Raw genomic sequence first — 18,175 nt, 5'->3', positions numbered from 1 at the left:
CCGGCGACGATGTCCGGGGCGAGAGCCTTCTCCCGTCGACCAGGACGGTGTCGTACCGGTCGAGGGTGGTGGTGGACTCGGTGCGGGTGACGAACGGGGTGGTGACGCCGACCAGGGCGAGGACGGCGGCGGCGCCGCCCGCGAAGCCGACCAGGAACCTGCTGTCGGGCATGCCGGGACCGTACCAGCCGCCGATCCGCCGCCGCCTCGACCATTCGGCCGATACCGGGATCGCCGCCCGCGCCTACCGTGGCCTGCATGAAATCCGGTTGGCTCAAGGGAGCCGCGCGCGGCGCCGCCGTCGGGGCGCTCTTCACGGCGGCGCTCATCGACCTGGCAGCCGCGGCCGACCTCGACTACCCGCTGTGGCGTCCGGCGGTGGTGCTGGCGGTGGGCCTGACCGCGGTCCTGTGGCCGGCGGCCCGCCGCCCGGCCTGGCTCACCCCGCAACTGCGCACCACGGTCCCGGCGCTGCTCTCCCTCGCCTACACGGCCTCCGCCCACCTCCCGGACCACACGGCCCCCTCCGGCCCCGGCGAGCTGGCGATCCTCCTCTGCCTCCTCTTCGTCGCCGTACGACACTGCCCACCGCGCTGGTCGGTGGCGTGCGCGGCGCTGGACGCGGGGGCGCTGCTCGCGACGCCGTCGCGCTATTACGGGACGCTGCCGTCGGACGGGGCGCTGGGGTTCACCCTCGTGGGCCTGATCCTGATCGGCATGGTCGCCGGGCTGGCCGCCTACCTCCGCTCCCTCGACTACCGCCGCACGGTCGCCGTCGCCGACACCCGTCGCGAGGAGCGGCTGGCGATCGCGGCCGACCTGCACGACTTCGTGGCCCACCATGTGACGGGGATCCTGGTCCAGGCCCAGGTGGCCCGCATGATGGCGACGAGCGAACCGCAGGGCCTGGACCCGGTCCTGGCGGGCATCGAACGCGCCGCGACGGAGGCCCTCGCCTCCATGCGCCGCACGGTGGGCGTCCTACGGGACACGGACGGCGGGGCGGACCGGCGTCCGGTGGGCGATCTGGCCGGGATCCCGGGCCTGACGGAGGGTTTCGCGTCCCCCGCCCAGAGGGTCCTCCTCGACCGTGACCCGATGCTCCCTGCCGACCTCCCCCACGAGGTGCAGGCCGCCGCCTTCCGGGTGGTCCAGGAGTCGTTGACGAACGTACGCCGTCACGCGGCCGACGCCACGACGATCACCGTCCGCCTCCGTCACTCCGCGGGCCACCTGGAGGTCACGATCCGCGACGACGGCCGGGGCGGCACCCAACTCCCCGCCGAGGCCCACGGCGGCGGCTTCGGCCTGGTCGGCCTGACGGAACGGGTCACGGCGCTGGGCGGCGAGCTACGGGCGGGCCCGGGGCACTCGGGCACCGGCTGGGAGGTCAGGGCCCGCTTCCCGGCTGCTCAGGAGCCGTAGAGGGGCAGCCCCTCGGTGGAGATGGTCCACTCGGCGATGGTGACGTCCTCGCCGTAGAGGAAGTCCTTGCCGCCGGAACGCGAGGTCGGATTCCCGCCAGCGGGGTTGGCCTTCTTTCGGGAGAGTCGGTGACGGCTCGCGGTCCTGATCGTGAGTCCGTTCGACCCACACCCCGCGAGAGGCAAACGCATGCATGTGGACCCCGGGCTCAAGGTGCTGTACTTCGGGACTCCCGTGGTACTGATCAGCTCACGCAACGAGGACGGCACCGCGAACCTCGCGCCGATGTCCTCCGCGTGGTGGCTGGGCCAGTCCTGCATGCTCGGTCTCGACAACAGCAGCCAGACGACCGCGAATCTGCTCCGCGAGGGCGAGTGCGTGCTCAACCTGCCCTCGTCGGCGATGGTCGACACCGTGGACCGGATCGCGCTCACCACGGGGAAACGGGCCGTGCCGGACCACAAGGCGAAGCAGGGCTACCGGCACGAACCGGACAAGTTCCCGGCCGCGGGGCTGACCGAGCAGAAATCGGAGCTGGTCCAGGCGCCGCGGGTCGCGGAATGTCCGATCCAGCTGGAGTGCGGGGTCGTCTCGTCCCATCCGTTCGGCAGCCCGGCTGCCTATGCCACCGCCTTCCAGGTCGAGGTCCTTCGGGCCCATGTCGAGGAGGAGCTGGTCATCCCGGGAACGCACCATGTGGATCCCCGCGGCTGGGATCCGCTCATCATGAAGTTCTGCGAGTTCTTCGGCGGCGGACGCACCGTCCATCCCTCGAGACTCGCCGAAGGGTGGAACATGCCGCATCGGCTCCAGCCGGCGACCTAGTACTGCAACTAGGGCCCCGGCACTACCGCCTCACGCGGTGGCGCAGGTACACGACTCCCGAGTCGAAGGTGCGGGTCTCGACGAGTTCGAGGTCCACCCGGCGCTCGTGGTGGGGGAAGAACGGGATGCCGCCGCCGACCAGCACCGGGTAGACCACGGTCCGGTACTCGTCGATGAGGCCCGCCGCGGCCGCCTCGGCGGCGAGGGTCGCGCCGCCGATCGCGATGTCGCCCGGACCCGGCTCGGCCCGCAATCGCCCGATCTCCTCCGCCAGGCCGCCCGAGGCCAGGCGGGCGTTGCCCCGCACCGAGGAGAGGGAGGTCGAGAAGACCACCTTCGGGAGCGGATTCCAGAGTGCGGCCCACTCGCGTTCCGCGTCGTCGAGCGCGCGTTCCTGGTCGGCGGTCTCCCAGTACAGCATCGTCTCGTACAGCCGCCGTCCCAGCAGGTGGACGCCGACGTCTCGGATCTCGTCGATCCAGAAGCGGAAGACGTTGTCGTCGGGCACCGTCCAGTCGATACCGCCGTCCGGGTCGACGATGTAGCCGTCGAGTGAGACGTTCATCGAATAGGTCACGCTGCGCATCGGACGTCCTCCTCGGTGCAGGGTTCGACAGTAGGACCGCCGGACGGCGCGGGACTCATCGCGGCTCGTGGGATCCGCAGGCGAGGGCCTCCTCGATCAGGTCGGCTGCCGCCGCCGCTCCCCCGGCCGTGGCGAGTTCCGCGCGGAGGGAGCGGAGGCCTTCGCGGATCTCCGGGGACGCGATCACCTCCGCCACCGCCGCGCGCAGCGCCTCCGGGGTCGCCTGCTCGCGTGGGAGGTGGACGCCCAGGCGGAGGTGTTCGATCTGGGCCGCGTTCACGCGCTGCTCGGCCATCTGGGGGACCGCGACCATCGGGACGCCGTGGGCCACCGCCTCCATCGTGCCGCCCATGCCGGCGTGGGTGATGAAGGCCTCCGCGTGGGAGAGGACGGACAGTTGGGGGACGTGGGCGTGGATCTCGACGTTCGCGGGGATCGGGCCGAGGTCGGACGGGTCGACCTCGAAGCCCACCGGCATCACCACGTGGTGCTCGGTGTCCGCGAACGCCTCGACGCAGGCGCGGTAGAAGTCGTGGCGGCGCGTGAACTGCGAGCCCAGGGAGATGAGCAGGACGCGGGCGTCGGCGCGCGGGGGCCGCCAGGTGCCCTGGTGGGAGCGGTCGCCGAGGAGGGGGCCGGTGTAGGCGACGCGGCCGGCGGTGACCGTGTCCGGGCGGCGCTGGAAGGCGCGGGGCAGGGCGGCGATCGCGTAGGCGGGGGACGCGACCTTCAGGAGGCGTGCGGGGTCCAGGCCCCGTGAGGTGAAGGCGGCGGCGAGGTCCGGGAAGGCGGGGAGGGCGGGGATCTCGGGGATGCCGTCGAAGAGTTCCGGGATGACGCCGTCGTAGGAGAGGTGGGTGGGGGAGAAGAGGACCGTGGGGAGCTGCCACTGGGCGGCGAGGACCAGGCCCGCGAAGCCGTAGACGTCGTGGAGGATCAGGTCGGGGCGGTCGGCGGAGTAGGCGCGGATGAGGGTGGGGAGGGCGCCGAGGGAGACGTGGACGGCGCGGGCGAAGCCCTCGGAGAGACGCTCGGGGGGTTGTGAGCCGTCTTCCGCGTCGACCGGGTAGAGGACGGGTTCCGCGCCGGCCGCCTTCACATGGTGGACGAAGTGCTCGCTGATCGCGTACGTCACCCGGTGGCCCCGGCGGACCAGTTCCTGAACGACACCGAGGGTCGGGTTGACGTGGCCGAGCATCGGCAGGTTGACGACGGCGATGTGAGCGGGGCGGGTTCCGGGCACGGGCGTGGTCCTGTCCTGTCGGCGGGCGATGCGCGGTTCTGCCCAACGAACCCGCGGCGCCGTCCGTGACCCCTCCGTCGCGGAGGATCACTCGATCGAGGAGTGGGGGTGGTGGGGTGTTGACGGCGTGACCGGGGGTGGCGTCGGCCCGTTGGGGTACCACGACCCGACTCCCACGACAGGAGCAGCCCCATGCCCCGATCGATGCCTCTGCCCTTCATGGAGGAGGGGATGGCCCGGTGGCCGTTCGGCCCGCCCAACGCCGGGGTCTGTCTGGACTTCACCGGCACCCCGCCGACGACCGCCGAGCTGCGGGCGCTCGTCGCCGAGCGCTGGGCGGGACTGCCCCGGCTGGGCTGGCGTCTGCTGCCCGGGCCGCGTCGGCACTGCTGGGTGACGGGGGACGGCGGCGACCCCGCCGGGCAGGTGGGCCGGGAGGACGACACTTTGCGGGAGGCGGTGGCGGGGTGGTTCCACACGCCCTTCGCGGAGGGGCGGCCGCCGTGGAGGCTGCACGTCCTGCGCGGGGCGGCCGACGGGGAGTTCGGGCTGCTGTTCCGGATGCACCACAGCCTGCTCGACGGGTGCTCCCTCACCACCCTGCTGCGGGCCCTCCTCGACGGTGCCCCGCCGGTGGACGCCCCCGCCGCCCGTGCCGAGCCGCGCACCCGTCGGCGGACGGCCGTCGGCGGGCCGGGCCTGCTGACGGCGGGGCTGGCGGTGCCGCTGCCGGGCAAGGGCGAGCGGCGGCCCGCGTTCACCGTGGTGCGGTTGCCCGCCGAGCTGCTGCGCGGGGCGCGCAGGGCGGTGCCGGGGCGGCGGGTCACCACCAACGAGGTGTTCCTGGCGGCCGCCTCGGGGGTGCTGCGGTCCTGTCTGCTCGGGTCCGCGGGGGTCCCGGGGCCGGCCGGGCGGGTCTGGCTGTCGGTGCCCGTCGACCAACGGCCGCCCGGACACGGGGACTTCCTCGGCAACGCCTTCGGCAATGCGCGGGTGCCCGCGCCGGTGGGCCTGGCCGATCCGGCGGCCCGGCTCGCCGCCTGCGCCGGGCTGCTGACCACCGTGGTCCGTCCCCGCCGTACGGCGGAACGGCTGCTCGAAGGGGTCGCCGGGGCGTTCCCCGCAGCGGGGCAGGCGCTGGCCCGGGGCCGGCTCTTCGCCCCCGAGTACGCCCCCGCGGCCTGCTCCTACGTCCACCTGCGCGAGGGCGGCCGCACCCTCGCCGGGCGGCCCCTGCGGCGGGTCACCGCCGTCCCCATGGTGCCCCCGGACGACACGGTCACCTTCACCCTCGGCGGCTGCGCCCGCGGCCACACCCTCGGCGTCGCCACCAACTCGGGCGCCGAGGACGCGGAGCTCCTCGCGGAGTCCTTCCTGCACGAGCTGGGGCTGCTGGGGCGGTGACGAGGTGCGCCTCCCGCCGCGGCGAGGTCCGACCGCCTCGGTCGGCCCCGGGGGACCTTGCTACCTTCCGTGGTCATGAGCGACAGCGTGTACGTCGGCAACGCGGGCAGCGACGCGGCACTGGACCGGGGCTGGCTGCTCGGGCACTTCAAGGACGCCTCCGATCCCCGGCACAGCGAGCAGGTCGAGATCAAGTGGGGCGTCCATCCGAAGGGCGACGAGCGGGCGCGATGGGTGACCGGGGAGGCGCGCACCGCCCTGTTGGTGCTGATCAGCGGGCGGTTCCGGGTCGAGCTGCCCGGGCGCAGTGTGGTGCTGGCCGAGCAGGGCGACTACATCGTCTGGGGGCGGGGCGTCGACCACTCCTGGTACGCGGAGGAGGAGTCGGTCGTCCTGACCGTCCGATGGCCGTCCGTCCCCGGGTACGCCGTGCCGTGAGGGCCGGAGAAACCGGTCTGCTGAGTGTCGGCCTCCCCCCTTAAGGTGGGCCGGAGTTGTGGAAATCGATGAGGGGGGCATGCGATGTCCGGATGGAAGCGCGGCCGGATACGAAGATCCGTCTGGGCGGTGGTGACCGCCACCGCGGTGCTCGCACCGGTGAGCGCCGTGACGGCGGTGGCCTCGGAAGGCGGCGGACCCGTCCCGGTCGGCACGGTCTCCGAGGTGTCGGGCCGGGGGAGCACGGCCGGGGCAGAGCTGGCGGACGGCGCGCGCGCCGAGCTGGTCGACGGACGGAACGTACGGATCACGCCGGACGCGGAGGGTGCCGCGGGCGGGACGTCCCGGTACGCGATCGGCGCGGTGGACGGGGCGGTGTCGGTGCGTCCGGCCGGGGAGTCCGAGGCGACGCGGCTGTCGTCGGCGGCGACCGGCACGCGCGCCGGCGCGGAACGCGAGAGGTACGTGGCGGCGGCGACGTACACGGTGAAGCTGAACATCACCCACGCCGCCGTCAACTCGAAGCTGTTCTACGTCTGGAACCGCACGACCTGGACGTCGTACGCCGTGAACAGCGACGCCATCGGTCCGTCGGCGACCGTGAAGCTCCCGCCGGGCGACTACTTCTCGATCGCGCTGCACAGCGACTGGCAGCAGCCGAGTTATCTGCTGACCCGGACCTTCACGGTCGGTTCGGCCGCCACCACGGTCTCCTTCGACCAGCGGCTGGCCAAGGAGACCGCGATCCGCACGGACGACACCACCGCGACCCGGATGTCCTCCGCCGCGTGGATCAGCGTCCCGGGCGGTGACCTGGCGGGCTTCGCGGGCAGCGGCACCGACAAGGTGTACGTGACCCCGTTCACCCAGCAGGGCGTCTCCCTGCGGCTGCACGACGTGCTCGGCGCGAAGGGGTCCTCGGCGGCCGTGCCGAGCCCGACCAGGTACGACCTCACGCACACCTGGACCACGACCGTGCCGGCCACGCCCGTGCGGACGGTCCGCAGGGCCGACCTGGCGAAGACCGTCACGACGGTGCGGGCCCCGGGCACGCGCACGCCCGCCGACCTGCTGAGCGTCCCCGGCTTCGGCGAGTGGACGGGCGTGTACATCGGCAGCCCGGTCCCGGTGGCCGCCTCCGTCACCGAGTACGCCACACCCGGGATCACCTACAGCCGGCTGCTGCACTACGGCACCGGCGACCTGACCCTGAACCTGCCCGACCGCACCCTGTCGGCCGGCACCGCCGAGGGCGAGGTACTCGGCGCGGGACCGGCCCAGCCGGTGCGCCGGGAGTGGGGCGGCTCGCAGCGCAACGCCGGGAAGATCTGGCTGTACGAGCCGTTCGCCCACGGTGACACCGCAGGGCACGCGGGCCTCGACGGCCGGGCGGCGTACACCTACAGGCTGACCGGCGCCGACGGTGTGACCTACGCCCAGGCGTCCGGCCTCGACGCGTACGACACGGTGACCTCGGCGGCGCTGCCGTCGGCCCAGCAGACCTACACCCTGGACCAGACCGTCCACCGCAGGGTGCCGTACTCCCGGCTCTCCACGGATGTCCACAGCCTGTGGACGTTCCGCTCGGCGTACCAGTCGGGCCAGGAACTCCCGCTGATCGACGCCCGGGCGACGGTCGGCGGACTGGACGGGTACGGTCGCGCGGCCGCCGGGACGGTCCGGATCGACCCCACCGCCACCACCCGCAACCGGCCCGCGGCCGAGGCGAACACCAAGGTCACGGCCCTCGCCTACTCGACGGACGACGGCGCGACCTGGACCGGTCTGACGCTCGCCGACGACGGCTCGGCGACCCTCGACGTCCCCGCCGGCGCCTCCTTCGTCTCCCTGCGCCTCACCGCCGCCGACGACCTCGGCGGCAGCCTCACCCGCACGCTGCGGCGGGCGTTCGCGGGCCCCGCGCCCCAGGGCGACGAGCGGGCCGGCGCGACCGGCGTCTCCGGGGTCGTGGTCAACGGGGGCAAGCCGGTGGTGCTGACCCCCGAGCCGCTGCAGCAGTTCACGGCGAAGTTCACGGTGAACGACCCGGCGGGCGTCGCGACCGCCGGCATCCAGCTCTACCGGGGCTCCTACGACACCCCCGACGCCGTCCTCTACGAGACGTGGCCGGCGACCTGCACCAAGGCGACGGAGACCACCTCCACCTGTGAGGCGCAGTTCGCGTACGTCCACCCGCGCTCGACGCTGGGCCGCAACGCCTTCGCCGGTTCCTGGAAGGTGGCCGTCTGGGCCGAGTCCGCCGACGGTACGGGGGTCAGGGACGTGCACGCGATCAAGACGGTGCCGGTCGTCCGCGACGCGGCCCTCACCGCCAACGCCACGCCGGAGCCGGTCGCCAAGGGCGGCACCCTCACCGTCACGGGCAAGCTCACCCGCGCGGACTGGGAGACCCTGGGCGGCTACCACGGCTACTCCGGCATGAAGGTGCAGCTCCAGTTCCGCAAGAAGGGCGCGACCGCCTACAGCCTGGTCAAGACGGTCACGGCCGACAGCGCCGGCGCCGTGAGGACCACGGTGAAGGCCACGGTGGACGGTTACTGGCGTTATGTGTTCACCGGTTCGTCGAGCACGGAAGCGGCGACCTCGGCCGCCGACTACGTCGACGTCCGCTGACCGCTCCCCACCCTCTCGGGCCCCGGCTCCACGGCCGGGGCCCGACGCGTTGTCAGGGGGTGCCTCGCGCAGGACCGCGGTGGCTGCCGCCGGGCGGGATTCAGCTGCCGCCGGCTTCCCGCGCCACGCGCTCGAGCCTGCGCCGGTGGCTTTCCCACCCCTCCTGATCCTGCGGGGGCAGGTTGTCGTTCCCCCGCAGGAACCCGGCGCTTCCGTCGAGGAGCTCACGCACGATGTCGGCGTGCCCGGCGTGCCGCTGGATGTCGGAGATCACGTGCACCAGGACGCGGTGCAGGGTCACCTCCCGCCGGTCCTGCGGCCACCACGGGACCCGACCGGTCGCGTCCAGGCCCAGCGCCGCGATCGTGGCGTCGGAGTGCTCCCACACCCGGCGGTACAGACCGACGATCTCCTCGCGCGACTCGTCCGCGGTGGCCCACATGTCCGCGTTGGCCTCCGCGTCCTCCCCGTACCACGAGGGCGGCGGCCCCTCGTCGAAGAACGGCCGGCCGAACACGTCGGCGAAGTATCCCAGTTCCACCCCGGCGGCATGTTTGACCAGGCCCAACAGGTTCGTCCCGGTGGGAGTGAGGGGGCGTCGGACGTCGTACTCCGAGAGCCCTTCGAGTTTCCACAGCAGGGTGTCCCGTGCGCCCTGGAGGTACCGCTGGAGGTCCGCTTTCGGGTTCGGTTCGGTCATGGCGGCCAGTCTTCCAGCCGCCACTGACACTCGGCTCCCCGGAAAGCCCCGAGGCCGAGCCGGGACCGAGGGTGTCCATCTATCTGAACAGAAATCATGTACAGGTCCATTGACGAGTCCACGCCACGCTTCTAGCGTGCCGTGGAAAGCGCTTTCTCCATCCGCTCCCGCACCCGCCCGTTCTGGACATGGAGATCAACGATGCGTCACATGAGACCTGTACTGCGCTCCACCCTGGCCTGCACCGGCCTGCTGGCGGGCGCGCTCGTCGCGCTCGCCGGCACCACCCCCGCCCAGGCCGCGACCGTCCGCTACGAGGCCGAGACCTCCCCGGCGGTCTGCACCGGCAGCCTCGACTCCGACTGGGCCGGCTACTCCGGCAGCGGATTCTGCAACGGCACCAACGCCACCGGCGCCTACGCCCAGTTCACCGTGAACGCGGCCACCGCCGGCACGGCCACCCTCAACGTCCGCTTCGCCAACGGCACCACCACCGCCCGCCCCGCCTCCCTCGTCGTCAACGGGACGACCGTGCAGACGCCGTCCTTCGAGGCCACCGGCGCCTGGTCGACCTGGGTCACCAAGACGCTCACCGTGACCCTCACGGCGGGCAGCAACACCATCCGCCTCAACCCCACCACCGCCGAGGGCCTGCCCAACGTCGACTACGTCGAGGCGACGACGACCGACGGCACCACACCCCCCACCGGCGGCGCGATCTACGTCTCGCCCAGCGGCACCGACGGCGCGGCCGGCACCTCCTCCGCGCCCACCACCCTCACCTCGGCGATCAGTCGGGTCACCGCCGGCGGCACGATCTACCTGCGCGGAGGGACGTACAACTACAGCTCCACGGTGACGATCCCGCAGACCACCAGCGGCACCGCGAGCGCCCGCACCACCCTGTCCGCCTACCCCGGTGAGACCCCCGTCCTCAACTTCTCCGCGCAGAGCGAGAGTTCCTCCAACCGCGGGCTCCAGCTCTTCGGCTCGTACTGGAAGGTCTACGGCGTCGTCGTCGAACGCGCCGGGGACAACGGCATCTACGTCGGCGGCAGCCACAACGTCATCGAGCGCACCGTCACCCGCTACAACCGCGACACCGGGCTCCAGCTCGGCCGGATCGCCTCCTCGACCGCCAGCGCCGACTGGCCCTCGGACAACCTGATCCTGAGCGCCGAGTCGCACGACAACGCCGACTCCGACGGCGAGGACGCGGACGGCTTCGCCGCGAAGCTGACGACCGGCACCGGGAACGTGTTCCGGTACGCCGTCTCCCACAACAACATCGACGACGGCTGGGACCTGTACACCAAGACGGACACCGGCGCGATCGGCCCGGTGACGATCGAGGACTCCCTGTCCTACAACAACGGCACCCTCTCCGACGGGACCGTGAACTCCAACGGCGACCGCAACGGCTACAAGCTCGGCGGCGACGACATCGCCGTCAACCACGTCGTGCGGCGCAGCATCGCCTACCACAACGGCAAGCACGGGTTCACGTACAACAGCAACCCGGGCTCCATGGCCGTGTCGAACAACCTCAGCATCGACAACGCCCAGCGCAACTACTCCTGGGACGCGGGCACGTCGGTCTTCCGCTCCAACACCTCCTGCCGCTACAACGTCAGCGGCTCCAACGACAAGACGGTCGGCGACGCCGACAGCACGAACCAGTTCTGGACGGGGACGAACGGTTCCCGCTGCGCCTCCTCGTACGGCGGGGCCCTCGCCTGGTCCTTCGCCTCGGACGGCAAGCTGGTCGTGACCCTGGGAGGCACCAAGGTCACGCTGTAGCCGTCGCACCAGGAAGGCCCGGGCGGCCGGTTTCCGGGCCCGGGCCTTCCGCGCGGGGGCCGCGCCGCCCATCCTGGGCACACGGGATTCGCCGTCGAGCAACTGCACGCGAGTTTCCCGCCCGGCAAGCAGAACGAGCTCAAGGAGCGGCAGTCGGCCCTGGTGCTGCGGGACGACGAGGAGGACGGGGCCCCGCCGCGCCGGACGGCCGTGGATCTCGACGGGGGTGTGGTGGTCGTGCGGATGCCGGAGGCGCAGCCGTCCCGGCGGGGTAGAACTGGGCGTACCAGCGCCGCAGGTGCCGGATGCCCTGTTCATGGGGGAGCAGGACCGGGCGGGGCTGGTGGATCTTGTGGTCCCAGATGTGGACCTCCTCGCGGACCTCGCCGAGGGCCTCCGCGCGGAAGACGAGTTTGAGGGCGGGGGTCAGGAACCGGGCGCGGGGTGGTTTGCGCAGGTAGTAGAGCATGCGCAGTTCGCTGGTGTGGTCGTCGACGGGGGTGCTCAGGGCCACCGCTGTCACGGAGAGGACCGGGCCGTGGGTGCGGACGACCATCACGCCGGGGCCGTACATGAACGCGTCGAAGGTGTTGTCGATGTCCCGGCCGAGGACGCGCCGCCGGATCCGGCCGCGCACCTCGGCGAACGGGCCGTCCACCCGCCAGTCCTGCACCGGGGGTTCGGCCTGACCGTGGATGAAGTGGAAGTGGGACTCGTCGACGATGTTCTCGCGCATCTCCTGGATGTGGACGCGGGCCCGGCAGATGTCGTCGACGGGGGTGGAGAAGGCCGGCGAGGTCGTCTCGGGGATCCCGGGGACCTCCCAGGCGGGGGCGTCGGGGCCGACGTACACGAAGACGAGCCCGCTGTGCTCGCGCACGGGGAGACCGCCGAGGGAGACCTTGGGGGTACGGCGCGCGAAGGGGGCCTCGACGCAGTGGCCGTCGGTCCCGAACCGCCAGCCGTGGAAGGGGCACTCCACCGTGCCGTCGACCACCTTCCCGCCGGCGCCCAGGTGGGCGCCGTAGTGGGGGCAGTGGGCGTCCCGCACGGCCGCCTGCCCGTCGCTCCCGCGGAAGGCGATCAGCGCCCGGCCGAAGTAGTGCAGGCTGCGGACCGTGCCGGGGCGCAGTTCGGCGGAGCGCAGCACGGCGTACCAGCCGTACGGCACGGTCGGCATGGGGTACGCGTCGGCCCGGGGATCGCGGGGGAGGGCGGCGAGGAGGGCGGCAGCCTTGTCATGACTCCGTCGTAAGCGCATGGGGTGATGCTAGAGCGCAACGGAGCCGGTGGGGCGGAGGAACCCCGGGTCAGGGCGCGCACGATATGCGAAACGAAAGTCGTTCGTTTCGTATTGACTATACTGGGGGCATGCCCATCGCCCCCGCCCCCCTCACCCGGCTCGCCGAGCAGCTCGGCGCGTCCCTCACCCGGCCCGAGAGCGAGCTCCTCGCGCCGGACGGCTCCTGGAACCTCTCCCAGACGCTGCAGCACTGCGCCCAGACCGTCCGCTACTCGGTGACCGGATACCCCCGGCTGAAGCCGGCCCTCTTCCGGGCCACCGCCGGGACCCTCGCCAAGCACCTCTTCCTGCGCCGGGGCGCCACCCGGCACTCCCTGGACGCGGAACTCGACGGCGCCCCGCCCCTCGACCCCACGCTCCCGGCCGCCGAGGCGGCGGCACAGCTCGTGGACGCGGTCGCCCTCTTCACCGCCCACACCGGGCCGCACCCGCTCCACCCGGCGTACGGCCGCTGCACGCACGCGCAGTACGAGCGGCTGCACGCCATGCACCTGGCCGAGCATCTGCCAGGGGCGGCCGATGCGTGAGGCCCGGGCGGCAGCCCCGCGGCGGGGCCGTCCACGGGACGCCGGACGGGACCGCGCCCTGCTGGAGACCACGCCGGCCGAGAGCGGGTTGGCCGTCCACGGGACGCCGGACGGGACCGCGCCCTGCTGGAGACCACGCCGGCCGAGAGCGGGTACGGCGGGCTCACCACCGGTGCGGTGGCGGCCCGGGCCGGGGCCACGACCCGGGCCGAGGACCCGGCGAAGCAGCCCGGCACCGGCAGCCTCGGAGCGCGGCCCGACTGCTGCCGTTCGTCCTGCGGGCCCGGCGGCGCCCGCGCACACGCCCGCGCCCGCCGCTGGTCCCGGCTCCGCCTGCTGAGCTGCGGCGACAGCACCTTCAAGTACGACCTCGGCAGCGAGGACGAGGAGGGCGGCCAGGACTCCACCGTCTCCGTCTTCACCCGCGACGCCGACGGCACGGTCCGCCACTTCTACTCCGCGCACCCCCGCATGGCCGACGACATCGCCGAACGCGGCATCGACCTGCTCACCCCCGTCTGGCACCTCCTCGACCTCACCCCGGGCGGCCGCGGCGACTGGTATCCGGACCTCGACCACGGATGACCTGGTGTCTCACGCGGTGCCGAAGTTGCGGATCGGGAAGCCGCCGCCGTCCGGGCGGGAGGCCTTCTCCTTGGCCTCCGTGTAGACCTCGTCGAGGACGGCGGGCATGCCCGCGTAGTTCATCGCCCGCCTGACGCGCTCGCGGAGCTCGTCCCAGTCGATGTCGCGGTTCTTGACGCCCGCGAGACCGCAGAGCTCCTTGAGCTCGGTACGGGCGTTCTTCGCGCGGCGCGTGGTGGTGTCGCCGTTCTTCGGATACGCGTCGGTGAGGAGCGCGGCGAGGCGGTCGATGTGCTGCTCCTGCGCCTTGGCCTTCGGCATCCGGCCCTTGTCGTCGAGCGGCAGGACCAGCCCGTCGCCGCGCCGGTCGGCGGGCCGGTACTCGGGGAAGTCCTGGAAGTCCGGCATGCTCAGCCGGCCCAGCAGGGCGCTCATCGGCTGGACCGTGCCGTGCCGGGCGTCCTGCCGGATCTCCTCGACGAGCCCGTCCGGGGCGTAGGTGACGAGGGAGTTCGGCACCGCCGTACCGACCACCTCGGTCATCCACTGGCCGCGGATCTCGTACTGGTCGGAGTCCTTGGCCTTGTCGGTGCTCTGACTGATGTTGTCCCGGTCGTAGGAGGAGTTGATCTGCTTCTCGCTGACCGCGTTGCCGGTCGCCCGGCGGTAGGTCTCCAGGGGGACGAGGAAAGACCGCACCAGCGGGGTGGTCGCGGCCGTGGGGGTGGCGAAGCGGTTCGCGTCGCCGCGGTTCTTCTGGTCCTGGTAGGTGCGCATGTAGTGCATCGACCGCCACGGGCGGCCCATGTTCAGCCAGGCGGAGTCCCGTTGGCCGCGGAAGTCGACCGAGCCGTCCGCGCCCTGGTGGATGTCCTTGTGGGAGCCACCGGTCATGACCGGCGCGTACACCGTCTGGTAGACGCGGACGAACGTCTCGCCCTGGTGCTCCTCGACGTCGATGTCACCGCGGTTGGTGAGGGACGTCTTGCCGCCCGCCGACGCCACGTAGCTGGGCTCCTGATGGATCATCCGCTGGACGTGACGGCCGGCGGCGGTCTGACCCGTCACCCCTTCGGCGGCGCGCTCCCGTACCGGTGCCGGGCCGCTCAGCACCCGGGTCGCGTTCTCCTCGGCGGCCCGCTCGAAGCGGTCGGACGGGTCGCTGACCCGCAGTCCCGTCCCGTCGTCCGTGCCGGCGACGGGGCCCCGGCGCTGCTGGATGACATGGGTGAGCTCATGGGCGAGGGTGTGCTTGTCGCCGCCGCCGTCCCCGATGACGACATGGTGGCCGGAGGTGTAGGCGCGGGCGCCGAGGTCGGCGGCGGAGCGGCGGGCCGCGGAGTCGGTGTGCAGGCGCACGTCGGAGAAGTCGGCGTCGAGCCGGGCCTCCATCTCCGCCCGCAGCGGGGCCGCGAGCGGCCGGCCGGGGGAGGAGAGCACGGTGTCGACGGCCGAGCGCTGCACCGGGGCGGTGCCGGTGGTGTGGCCGCAGCCGGGGCCGTGCCGGTGCCGGTCGCTGTCGCGGGCCTGCTGGACGGTGCGGGTGACGGCCGCGTTGCCGGCGGCACGCTGCAGGGCGAGGAGACCGGTCGGGGACAGCGGGGGCGCCGGCCGCGGTGGGGCCGAGGCGCCACGGGCGGCCGCCCTCACCTCGCCGGGGCCGGCCTTCCTCGCGGGGCGGTGCGCGCGCATGCTGGGTTCTTTCTGTAGCCGTGGCCCACGGTCGTAGCCGCTGTCCCTCGGGTCTACCCGTGCCGGGGCGGTCGGGGAAAGGGGCGGCCGGGCAGAGTCGCTGCCCGTTCGGGCAGCGACGGCCGCACGGGTCCGCGCTACTCGGGGAGCAGGGCCAACGCCTCGACCTCCAGCAGCAGTTCGGGCCGGAACAGGGCGGCCACCTGGACGGCGGTACTGGCGGGCGGGCGCTCCACGTCGATGTACCGGTCGCGTGCCGCGCGTACGGCGGGCAGATGGGCGACGTCGGTGACGTAGAAGGTGAACTTCACGACGTTCTCGAAGCCGGCGCCCGCCGCGGCCAGACAACGGCGGAGGTTCTCGAAGACCTGCGCGGCCTGCGCGGCCGGGTCGCCCTCCCCGACCACCTTCCCGTCGGCGTCGAGGGCGATCTGCCCCGAGACCGCCACCAGCCGCCCGGTCCCCAGGACGACGTGCGTGTAGCCGGTGCCGGGCGCGACGCCCTCCGGCGCGGCTATGTGGGTGAGGTGCGGGGAGTCGTGTGTGGGTGCCATGGGGCGCATTCTTCAACGCCCCGCCGACGTGCGCAGGGGGATTACGGGCGGCGTACGGGCGATCGACCGGCCGGGGGACCCCTGGGGTGCCGTGGCCGGGCGGCGGCGGTCGGGCGGTGTGTACTGCCGGTGGAGGTGAGTGGATGGCCTGGCGGGCGTGGGGTGCGACGGTCGCCGTCGTGCTGGCCGCCGGTCTCGCCGGCGGGTGCGGCACGCTGCGGGAGCGGGAGGACCAGGTGCGGGACGCCGCGGCCCTGTTCGAGGACGCCCTGGCCGCGGGTGCGTACGACCACGGGTGCGCCGTCCTCGCGCCGCCCACCGTGGCGGAGCTGGAGCAGTCGGCCGAGGCGCCGTGCGCGCAGGCGCTGGGCGAGGAGTCGCTGCCGCGGGGCGGTGCCGTACGACGGACGGACGTGTACGGGAACCAGGCGCGGGCGGTGCTGTCCGGGGACACGCTGTTCCTGTCCCGGTTCGGCGGCGGCTGGAAGGTGGTGGCCGCGGGTTGCGCGCCGCGGCCGCCGGAGCCGTACCAGTGCCAGGTCAAGGGCGGGTGAGGTGTGAGAACGATGTTCACCGCGGTCCTCGCGATCATCGTGGTGGGTCTGGTCTTCCTGACGGCCCTGGGGGTGATGCACCGATGACCGAGGACTCGCCGCGGACCGCCCCGCCGAGGAGCCGGGGGCTGCGCGGCTTCGCCCGGGACAACGGGCTCGGGCTGTTCTTCCTCGTCTCGTTCCTGGCGGCCCTGCTCGGGCAGGCGTTCGCCGGACAGGCCGACTTCAACGACCAGATGATCGCCGACCGGCTTCGGGAGGTGTCCTTCGGGGAGTACGTCACCTCGTCCGACTTCGCCGTCGACGTGTCGGAGAACTGGCAGTCGGAGTACCTCCAGTTCTTCCTGTACATCGGGGTGACGGTCTGGCTGCTCCAGCGCGGTTCGCCGGAGTCCAAGGAGCTGCACAAGGCCGGCCGGGAGTCGGACCGGGCGCAGCTCGTCGGCGCGCACGCCGGGGAGGGCTCGCCCCGGTGGGCGAGGGCCGGCGGGTGGCGGCGCACGGTGTACTCGAACTCCCTGCTGCTGGTGATGGGGACGATCTTCCTGCTGTCCTGGCTGGTCCAGTCGATCACCGGCGCGGCGGCCTACAACGAACAGCGGCTGCGACAGCTGCAGGCTCCGCTGAGCTGGTACGACTACCTCGGCGCGGCGGACTTCTGGAACCGGACGCTGCAGAACTGGCAGTCCGAACTGCTCGCCGTCGCCTCGATGGCCGTGCTCTCCATCTATCTGCGCCAGCGCGGCTCCCCGGAGTCGAAGCCGGTGGGGGCGGCGCACGGGGCCACGGGGGTGGAGGGAGGGTGACCCGCACGGTTTCTTTGCCCTTTCTGTACTAATAATCCCTTGTGTGCATAGGTGATGCCGGGCCGGTTACCCGGGTCCCATGGCGCGGACATTGAAGCGGAACGGAAGGCAAGCGGGCCCGGACGAGCAGGTGGAGCGGCGGGCGCCGGACAAACCGACGGAGCTGGCCGGGCGCTCCTGGGGAGCGGCGCTCAGAGGCACGCTGAAGGAGTTCAAGAAGGACGAGCTGACGGACCGGGCGGCGGCGCTCACGTACTACGCGATCCTGGCGCTGTTCCCCGCCCTGCTGGCCCTGGTCTCGGTGCTGGGCATCGTCGGACAGTCGGCGACGCGGGCGGTGCTGGACAACATCCAGAAGCTCGCCCCCGGACCCGCGCAGGACATCCTGCGCAACGCGGTCCAGCAGATGCAGGGCCGGGCCGGCCTCGGCTCGGTCATGGCCGTCGTGGGTGTGCTGCTGGCGGTGTGGTCGGCGTCCGGTTACGTCGCCGCGTTCATCCGGAGCGCCAACGCGGTCTACGACATCCCCGAGGGCCGTCCGGTGTGGAAGGTGCTGCCGGTGCGGGTCGGGGTGACCGTGGTGCTGATGGTGATCGCCGTGATCAGTGCGCTGATCGTGGTGTTCACCGGCGGTCTGGCGCGGCAGGCGGGCACCGCCCTCGGCGTCGGTGACGCGGGCCTGACGGCCTGGTCGATCGCGAAGTGGCCGGTGCTCGCGGTGCTGGTCATGATCATGATCGCGATCCTGTACTGGGCGACTCCCAACGCCCGCGTGCGCGGCTTCCGCTGGATCACGCCGGGCAGCGCGCTCGCACTGGTGATCTGGATGATCGCCTCCGCCGGATTCGCGCTCTACGTGGCCGCCTTCGCCTCGTACAACAAGACCTACGGCACGCTCGCGGGCGTCATCGTCTTCCTGGTGTGGCTGTGGATCACCAACCTGGCGATCCTGCTCGGCCTGGAGTTCGACGCGGAACTGGTCAGGCGGCGCGCCGTCGAGGGGGGCCACCCGGCCGACGAGGAGCCGTACGTCGAGCCGCGCGACACGCGGAAATGGGACGAGGACGACCGTCGGCGGCTCGGTTCCTGAGGTCCGGCC

18 protein-coding genes and 1 pseudogene are annotated in these 18,175 nt (G+C 72.6%); 12 read left to right on the top strand and 7 right to left on the bottom strand.

Annotation, left to right across the window (positions count from 1 at the left end; translation table 11 throughout):
* Positions 1 to 258 precede the first annotated feature (258 nt).
* Positions 259 to 1,425 (top strand): sensor histidine kinase, encoded by a 1,167-nt coding sequence (locus tag OG852_RS23395; protein WP_133910908.1) that lies wholly within the window; start codon positions 259 to 261, stop codon positions 1,423 to 1,425.
* Here OG852_RS23395 and OG852_RS51015 read toward each other — a convergent pair.
* The gene (locus tag OG852_RS51015; protein ID WP_443064554.1) at positions 1,413 to 1,616 is read right to left on the bottom strand and encodes a hypothetical protein; all 204 of its coding nucleotides are present in this window, start codon (positions 1,614 to 1,616) and stop codon (positions 1,413 to 1,415) included. The two genes, OG852_RS23395 and OG852_RS51015, sit on opposite strands and share 13 nt — an antisense overlap.
* Here OG852_RS51015 and OG852_RS23385 point away from each other — a divergent pair.
* A complete protein-coding gene (locus OG852_RS23385) occupies positions 1,615 to 2,250 on the top strand; it encodes a flavin reductase family protein (protein ID WP_330348868.1) in 636 nt (211 codons plus the stop codon). The two genes, OG852_RS51015 and OG852_RS23385, sit on opposite strands and share 2 nt — an antisense overlap.
* Positions 2,251 to 2,272: 22 nt before the next feature.
* Here OG852_RS23385 and OG852_RS23380 read toward each other — a convergent pair whose 3' ends face one another.
* A complete protein-coding gene (locus OG852_RS23380) occupies positions 2,273 to 2,836 on the bottom strand; it encodes a dihydrofolate reductase family protein (RefSeq protein WP_330348867.1) in 564 nt (187 codons plus the stop codon).
* A gap of 55 nt (positions 2,837 to 2,891) precedes the next feature.
* Entirely contained in the window at positions 2,892 to 4,079 is a 1,188-nt protein-coding gene (locus OG852_RS23375) for a macrolide family glycosyltransferase (RefSeq protein ID WP_133910905.1), read from the bottom strand.
* A 192-nt stretch (positions 4,080 to 4,271) separates the two neighbouring features.
* On the opposite strand from OG852_RS23375, the gene OG852_RS23370 reads away from it, so the two are divergent.
* From OG852_RS23370 to OG852_RS23360, 3 genes are all read left to right on the top strand, one after another.
* Entirely contained in the window at positions 4,272 to 5,483 is a 1,212-nt protein-coding gene (locus OG852_RS23370) for a wax ester/triacylglycerol synthase domain-containing protein (protein ID WP_330348866.1), read from the top strand.
* Positions 5,484 to 5,558: 75 nt separating this feature from the next.
* Positions 5,559 to 5,921, top strand: a complete 363-nt coding sequence (locus OG852_RS23365; RefSeq protein WP_133910903.1) for a signal peptidase I — start codon at positions 5,559 to 5,561, stop codon at positions 5,919 to 5,921.
* A gap of 84 nt (positions 5,922 to 6,005) precedes the next feature.
* Positions 6,006 to 8,555, top strand: a complete 2,550-nt coding sequence (locus OG852_RS23360; RefSeq protein ID WP_330348865.1) for a hypothetical protein — start codon at positions 6,006 to 6,008, stop codon at positions 8,553 to 8,555.
* A gap of 100 nt (positions 8,556 to 8,655) precedes the next feature.
* Here OG852_RS23360 and OG852_RS23355 read toward each other — a convergent pair whose 3' ends face one another.
* Positions 8,656 to 9,255, bottom strand: a complete 600-nt coding sequence (locus OG852_RS23355; protein ID WP_330348864.1) for a DinB family protein — start codon at positions 9,253 to 9,255, stop codon at positions 8,656 to 8,658.
* 210 nt (positions 9,256 to 9,465) lie between these two features.
* Between OG852_RS23355 and OG852_RS23350 the strand changes: the two genes are divergently transcribed.
* Together OG852_RS23350 and OG852_RS51010 are read left to right on the top strand one after the other, a co-directional pair.
* Positions 9,466 to 11,055 (top strand): carbohydrate-binding protein, encoded by a 1,590-nt coding sequence (locus OG852_RS23350; RefSeq protein WP_330348863.1) that lies wholly within the window; start codon positions 9,466 to 9,468, stop codon positions 11,053 to 11,055.
* 162 nt (positions 11,056 to 11,217) lie between these two features.
* Positions 11,218 to 11,472, top strand: coding sequence for a DUF6191 domain-containing protein (locus OG852_RS51010; RefSeq protein WP_443064652.1), 255 nt, complete (start codon positions 11,218 to 11,220; stop codon positions 11,470 to 11,472).
* Here OG852_RS51010 and OG852_RS23340 read toward each other — a convergent pair.
* Positions 11,387 to 12,235 (bottom strand): annotated as a pseudogene (locus OG852_RS23340) (Rieske 2Fe-2S domain-containing protein); the annotation flags it as partial. The gene OG852_RS51010 and the pseudogene OG852_RS23340 overlap by 86 nt on opposite strands.
* A gap of 191 nt (positions 12,236 to 12,426) precedes the next feature.
* On the opposite strand from OG852_RS23340, the gene OG852_RS23335 reads away from it, so the two are divergent.
* Together OG852_RS23335 and OG852_RS23330 are read left to right on the top strand one after the other, a co-directional pair.
* On the top strand, positions 12,427 to 12,885 hold the full coding sequence (locus OG852_RS23335; RefSeq protein WP_330348862.1) for a DUF1569 domain-containing protein: 459 nt from the start codon (positions 12,427 to 12,429) through the stop codon (positions 12,883 to 12,885).
* A 177-nt stretch (positions 12,886 to 13,062) separates the two neighbouring features.
* Entirely contained in the window at positions 13,063 to 13,470 is a 408-nt protein-coding gene (locus OG852_RS23330) for a DUF899 family protein (protein WP_330348861.1), read from the top strand.
* Positions 13,471 to 13,479: 9 nt separating this feature from the next.
* On the opposite strand, the gene OG852_RS23325 is transcribed toward OG852_RS23330, so the two are convergent.
* Positions 13,480 to 15,162, bottom strand: coding sequence for an eCIS core domain-containing protein (locus OG852_RS23325; protein ID WP_330348860.1), 1,683 nt, complete (start codon positions 15,160 to 15,162; stop codon positions 13,480 to 13,482).
* Between the two features lie 137 nt (positions 15,163 to 15,299).
* A complete protein-coding gene (locus OG852_RS23320; protein WP_330348859.1) occupies positions 15,300 to 15,716 on the bottom strand; it encodes a RidA family protein in 417 nt (138 codons plus the stop codon).
* Positions 15,717 to 15,859: 143 nt separating this feature from the next.
* On the opposite strand from OG852_RS23320, the gene OG852_RS23315 reads away from it, so the two are divergent.
* The 3 genes from OG852_RS23315 to OG852_RS23305 all read left to right on the top strand — a co-directional run bounded on the left by OG852_RS23315 (position 15,860) and on the right by OG852_RS23305 (position 18,166).
* Complete coding sequence (locus tag OG852_RS23315; RefSeq protein WP_330348858.1) at positions 15,860 to 16,270, top strand: hypothetical protein; 411 nt, start codon at positions 15,860 to 15,862, stop codon at positions 16,268 to 16,270.
* Between the two features lie 83 nt (positions 16,271 to 16,353).
* Positions 16,354 to 17,076: a DUF6766 family protein gene (locus OG852_RS23310; RefSeq protein WP_330348857.1), complete on the top strand. Its 723-nt coding sequence runs from the start codon at positions 16,354 to 16,356 to the stop codon at positions 17,074 to 17,076.
* Positions 17,077 to 17,155: 79 nt separating this feature from the next.
* Complete coding sequence (locus OG852_RS23305) at positions 17,156 to 18,166, top strand: YihY/virulence factor BrkB family protein (RefSeq protein WP_133910898.1); 1,011 nt, start codon at positions 17,156 to 17,158, stop codon at positions 18,164 to 18,166.
* Positions 18,167 to 18,175 lie beyond the last annotated feature (9 nt).

It is taken from the genome of Streptomyces sp. NBC_00582 (assembly GCF_036345155.1).
Lineage (GTDB): Bacteria > Actinomycetota > Actinomycetes > Streptomycetales > Streptomycetaceae > Streptomyces.
The sequence above is the reverse complement of the archived record's forward strand: the minus strand, read 5'-3'. Positions and strand labels throughout refer to the sequence as shown.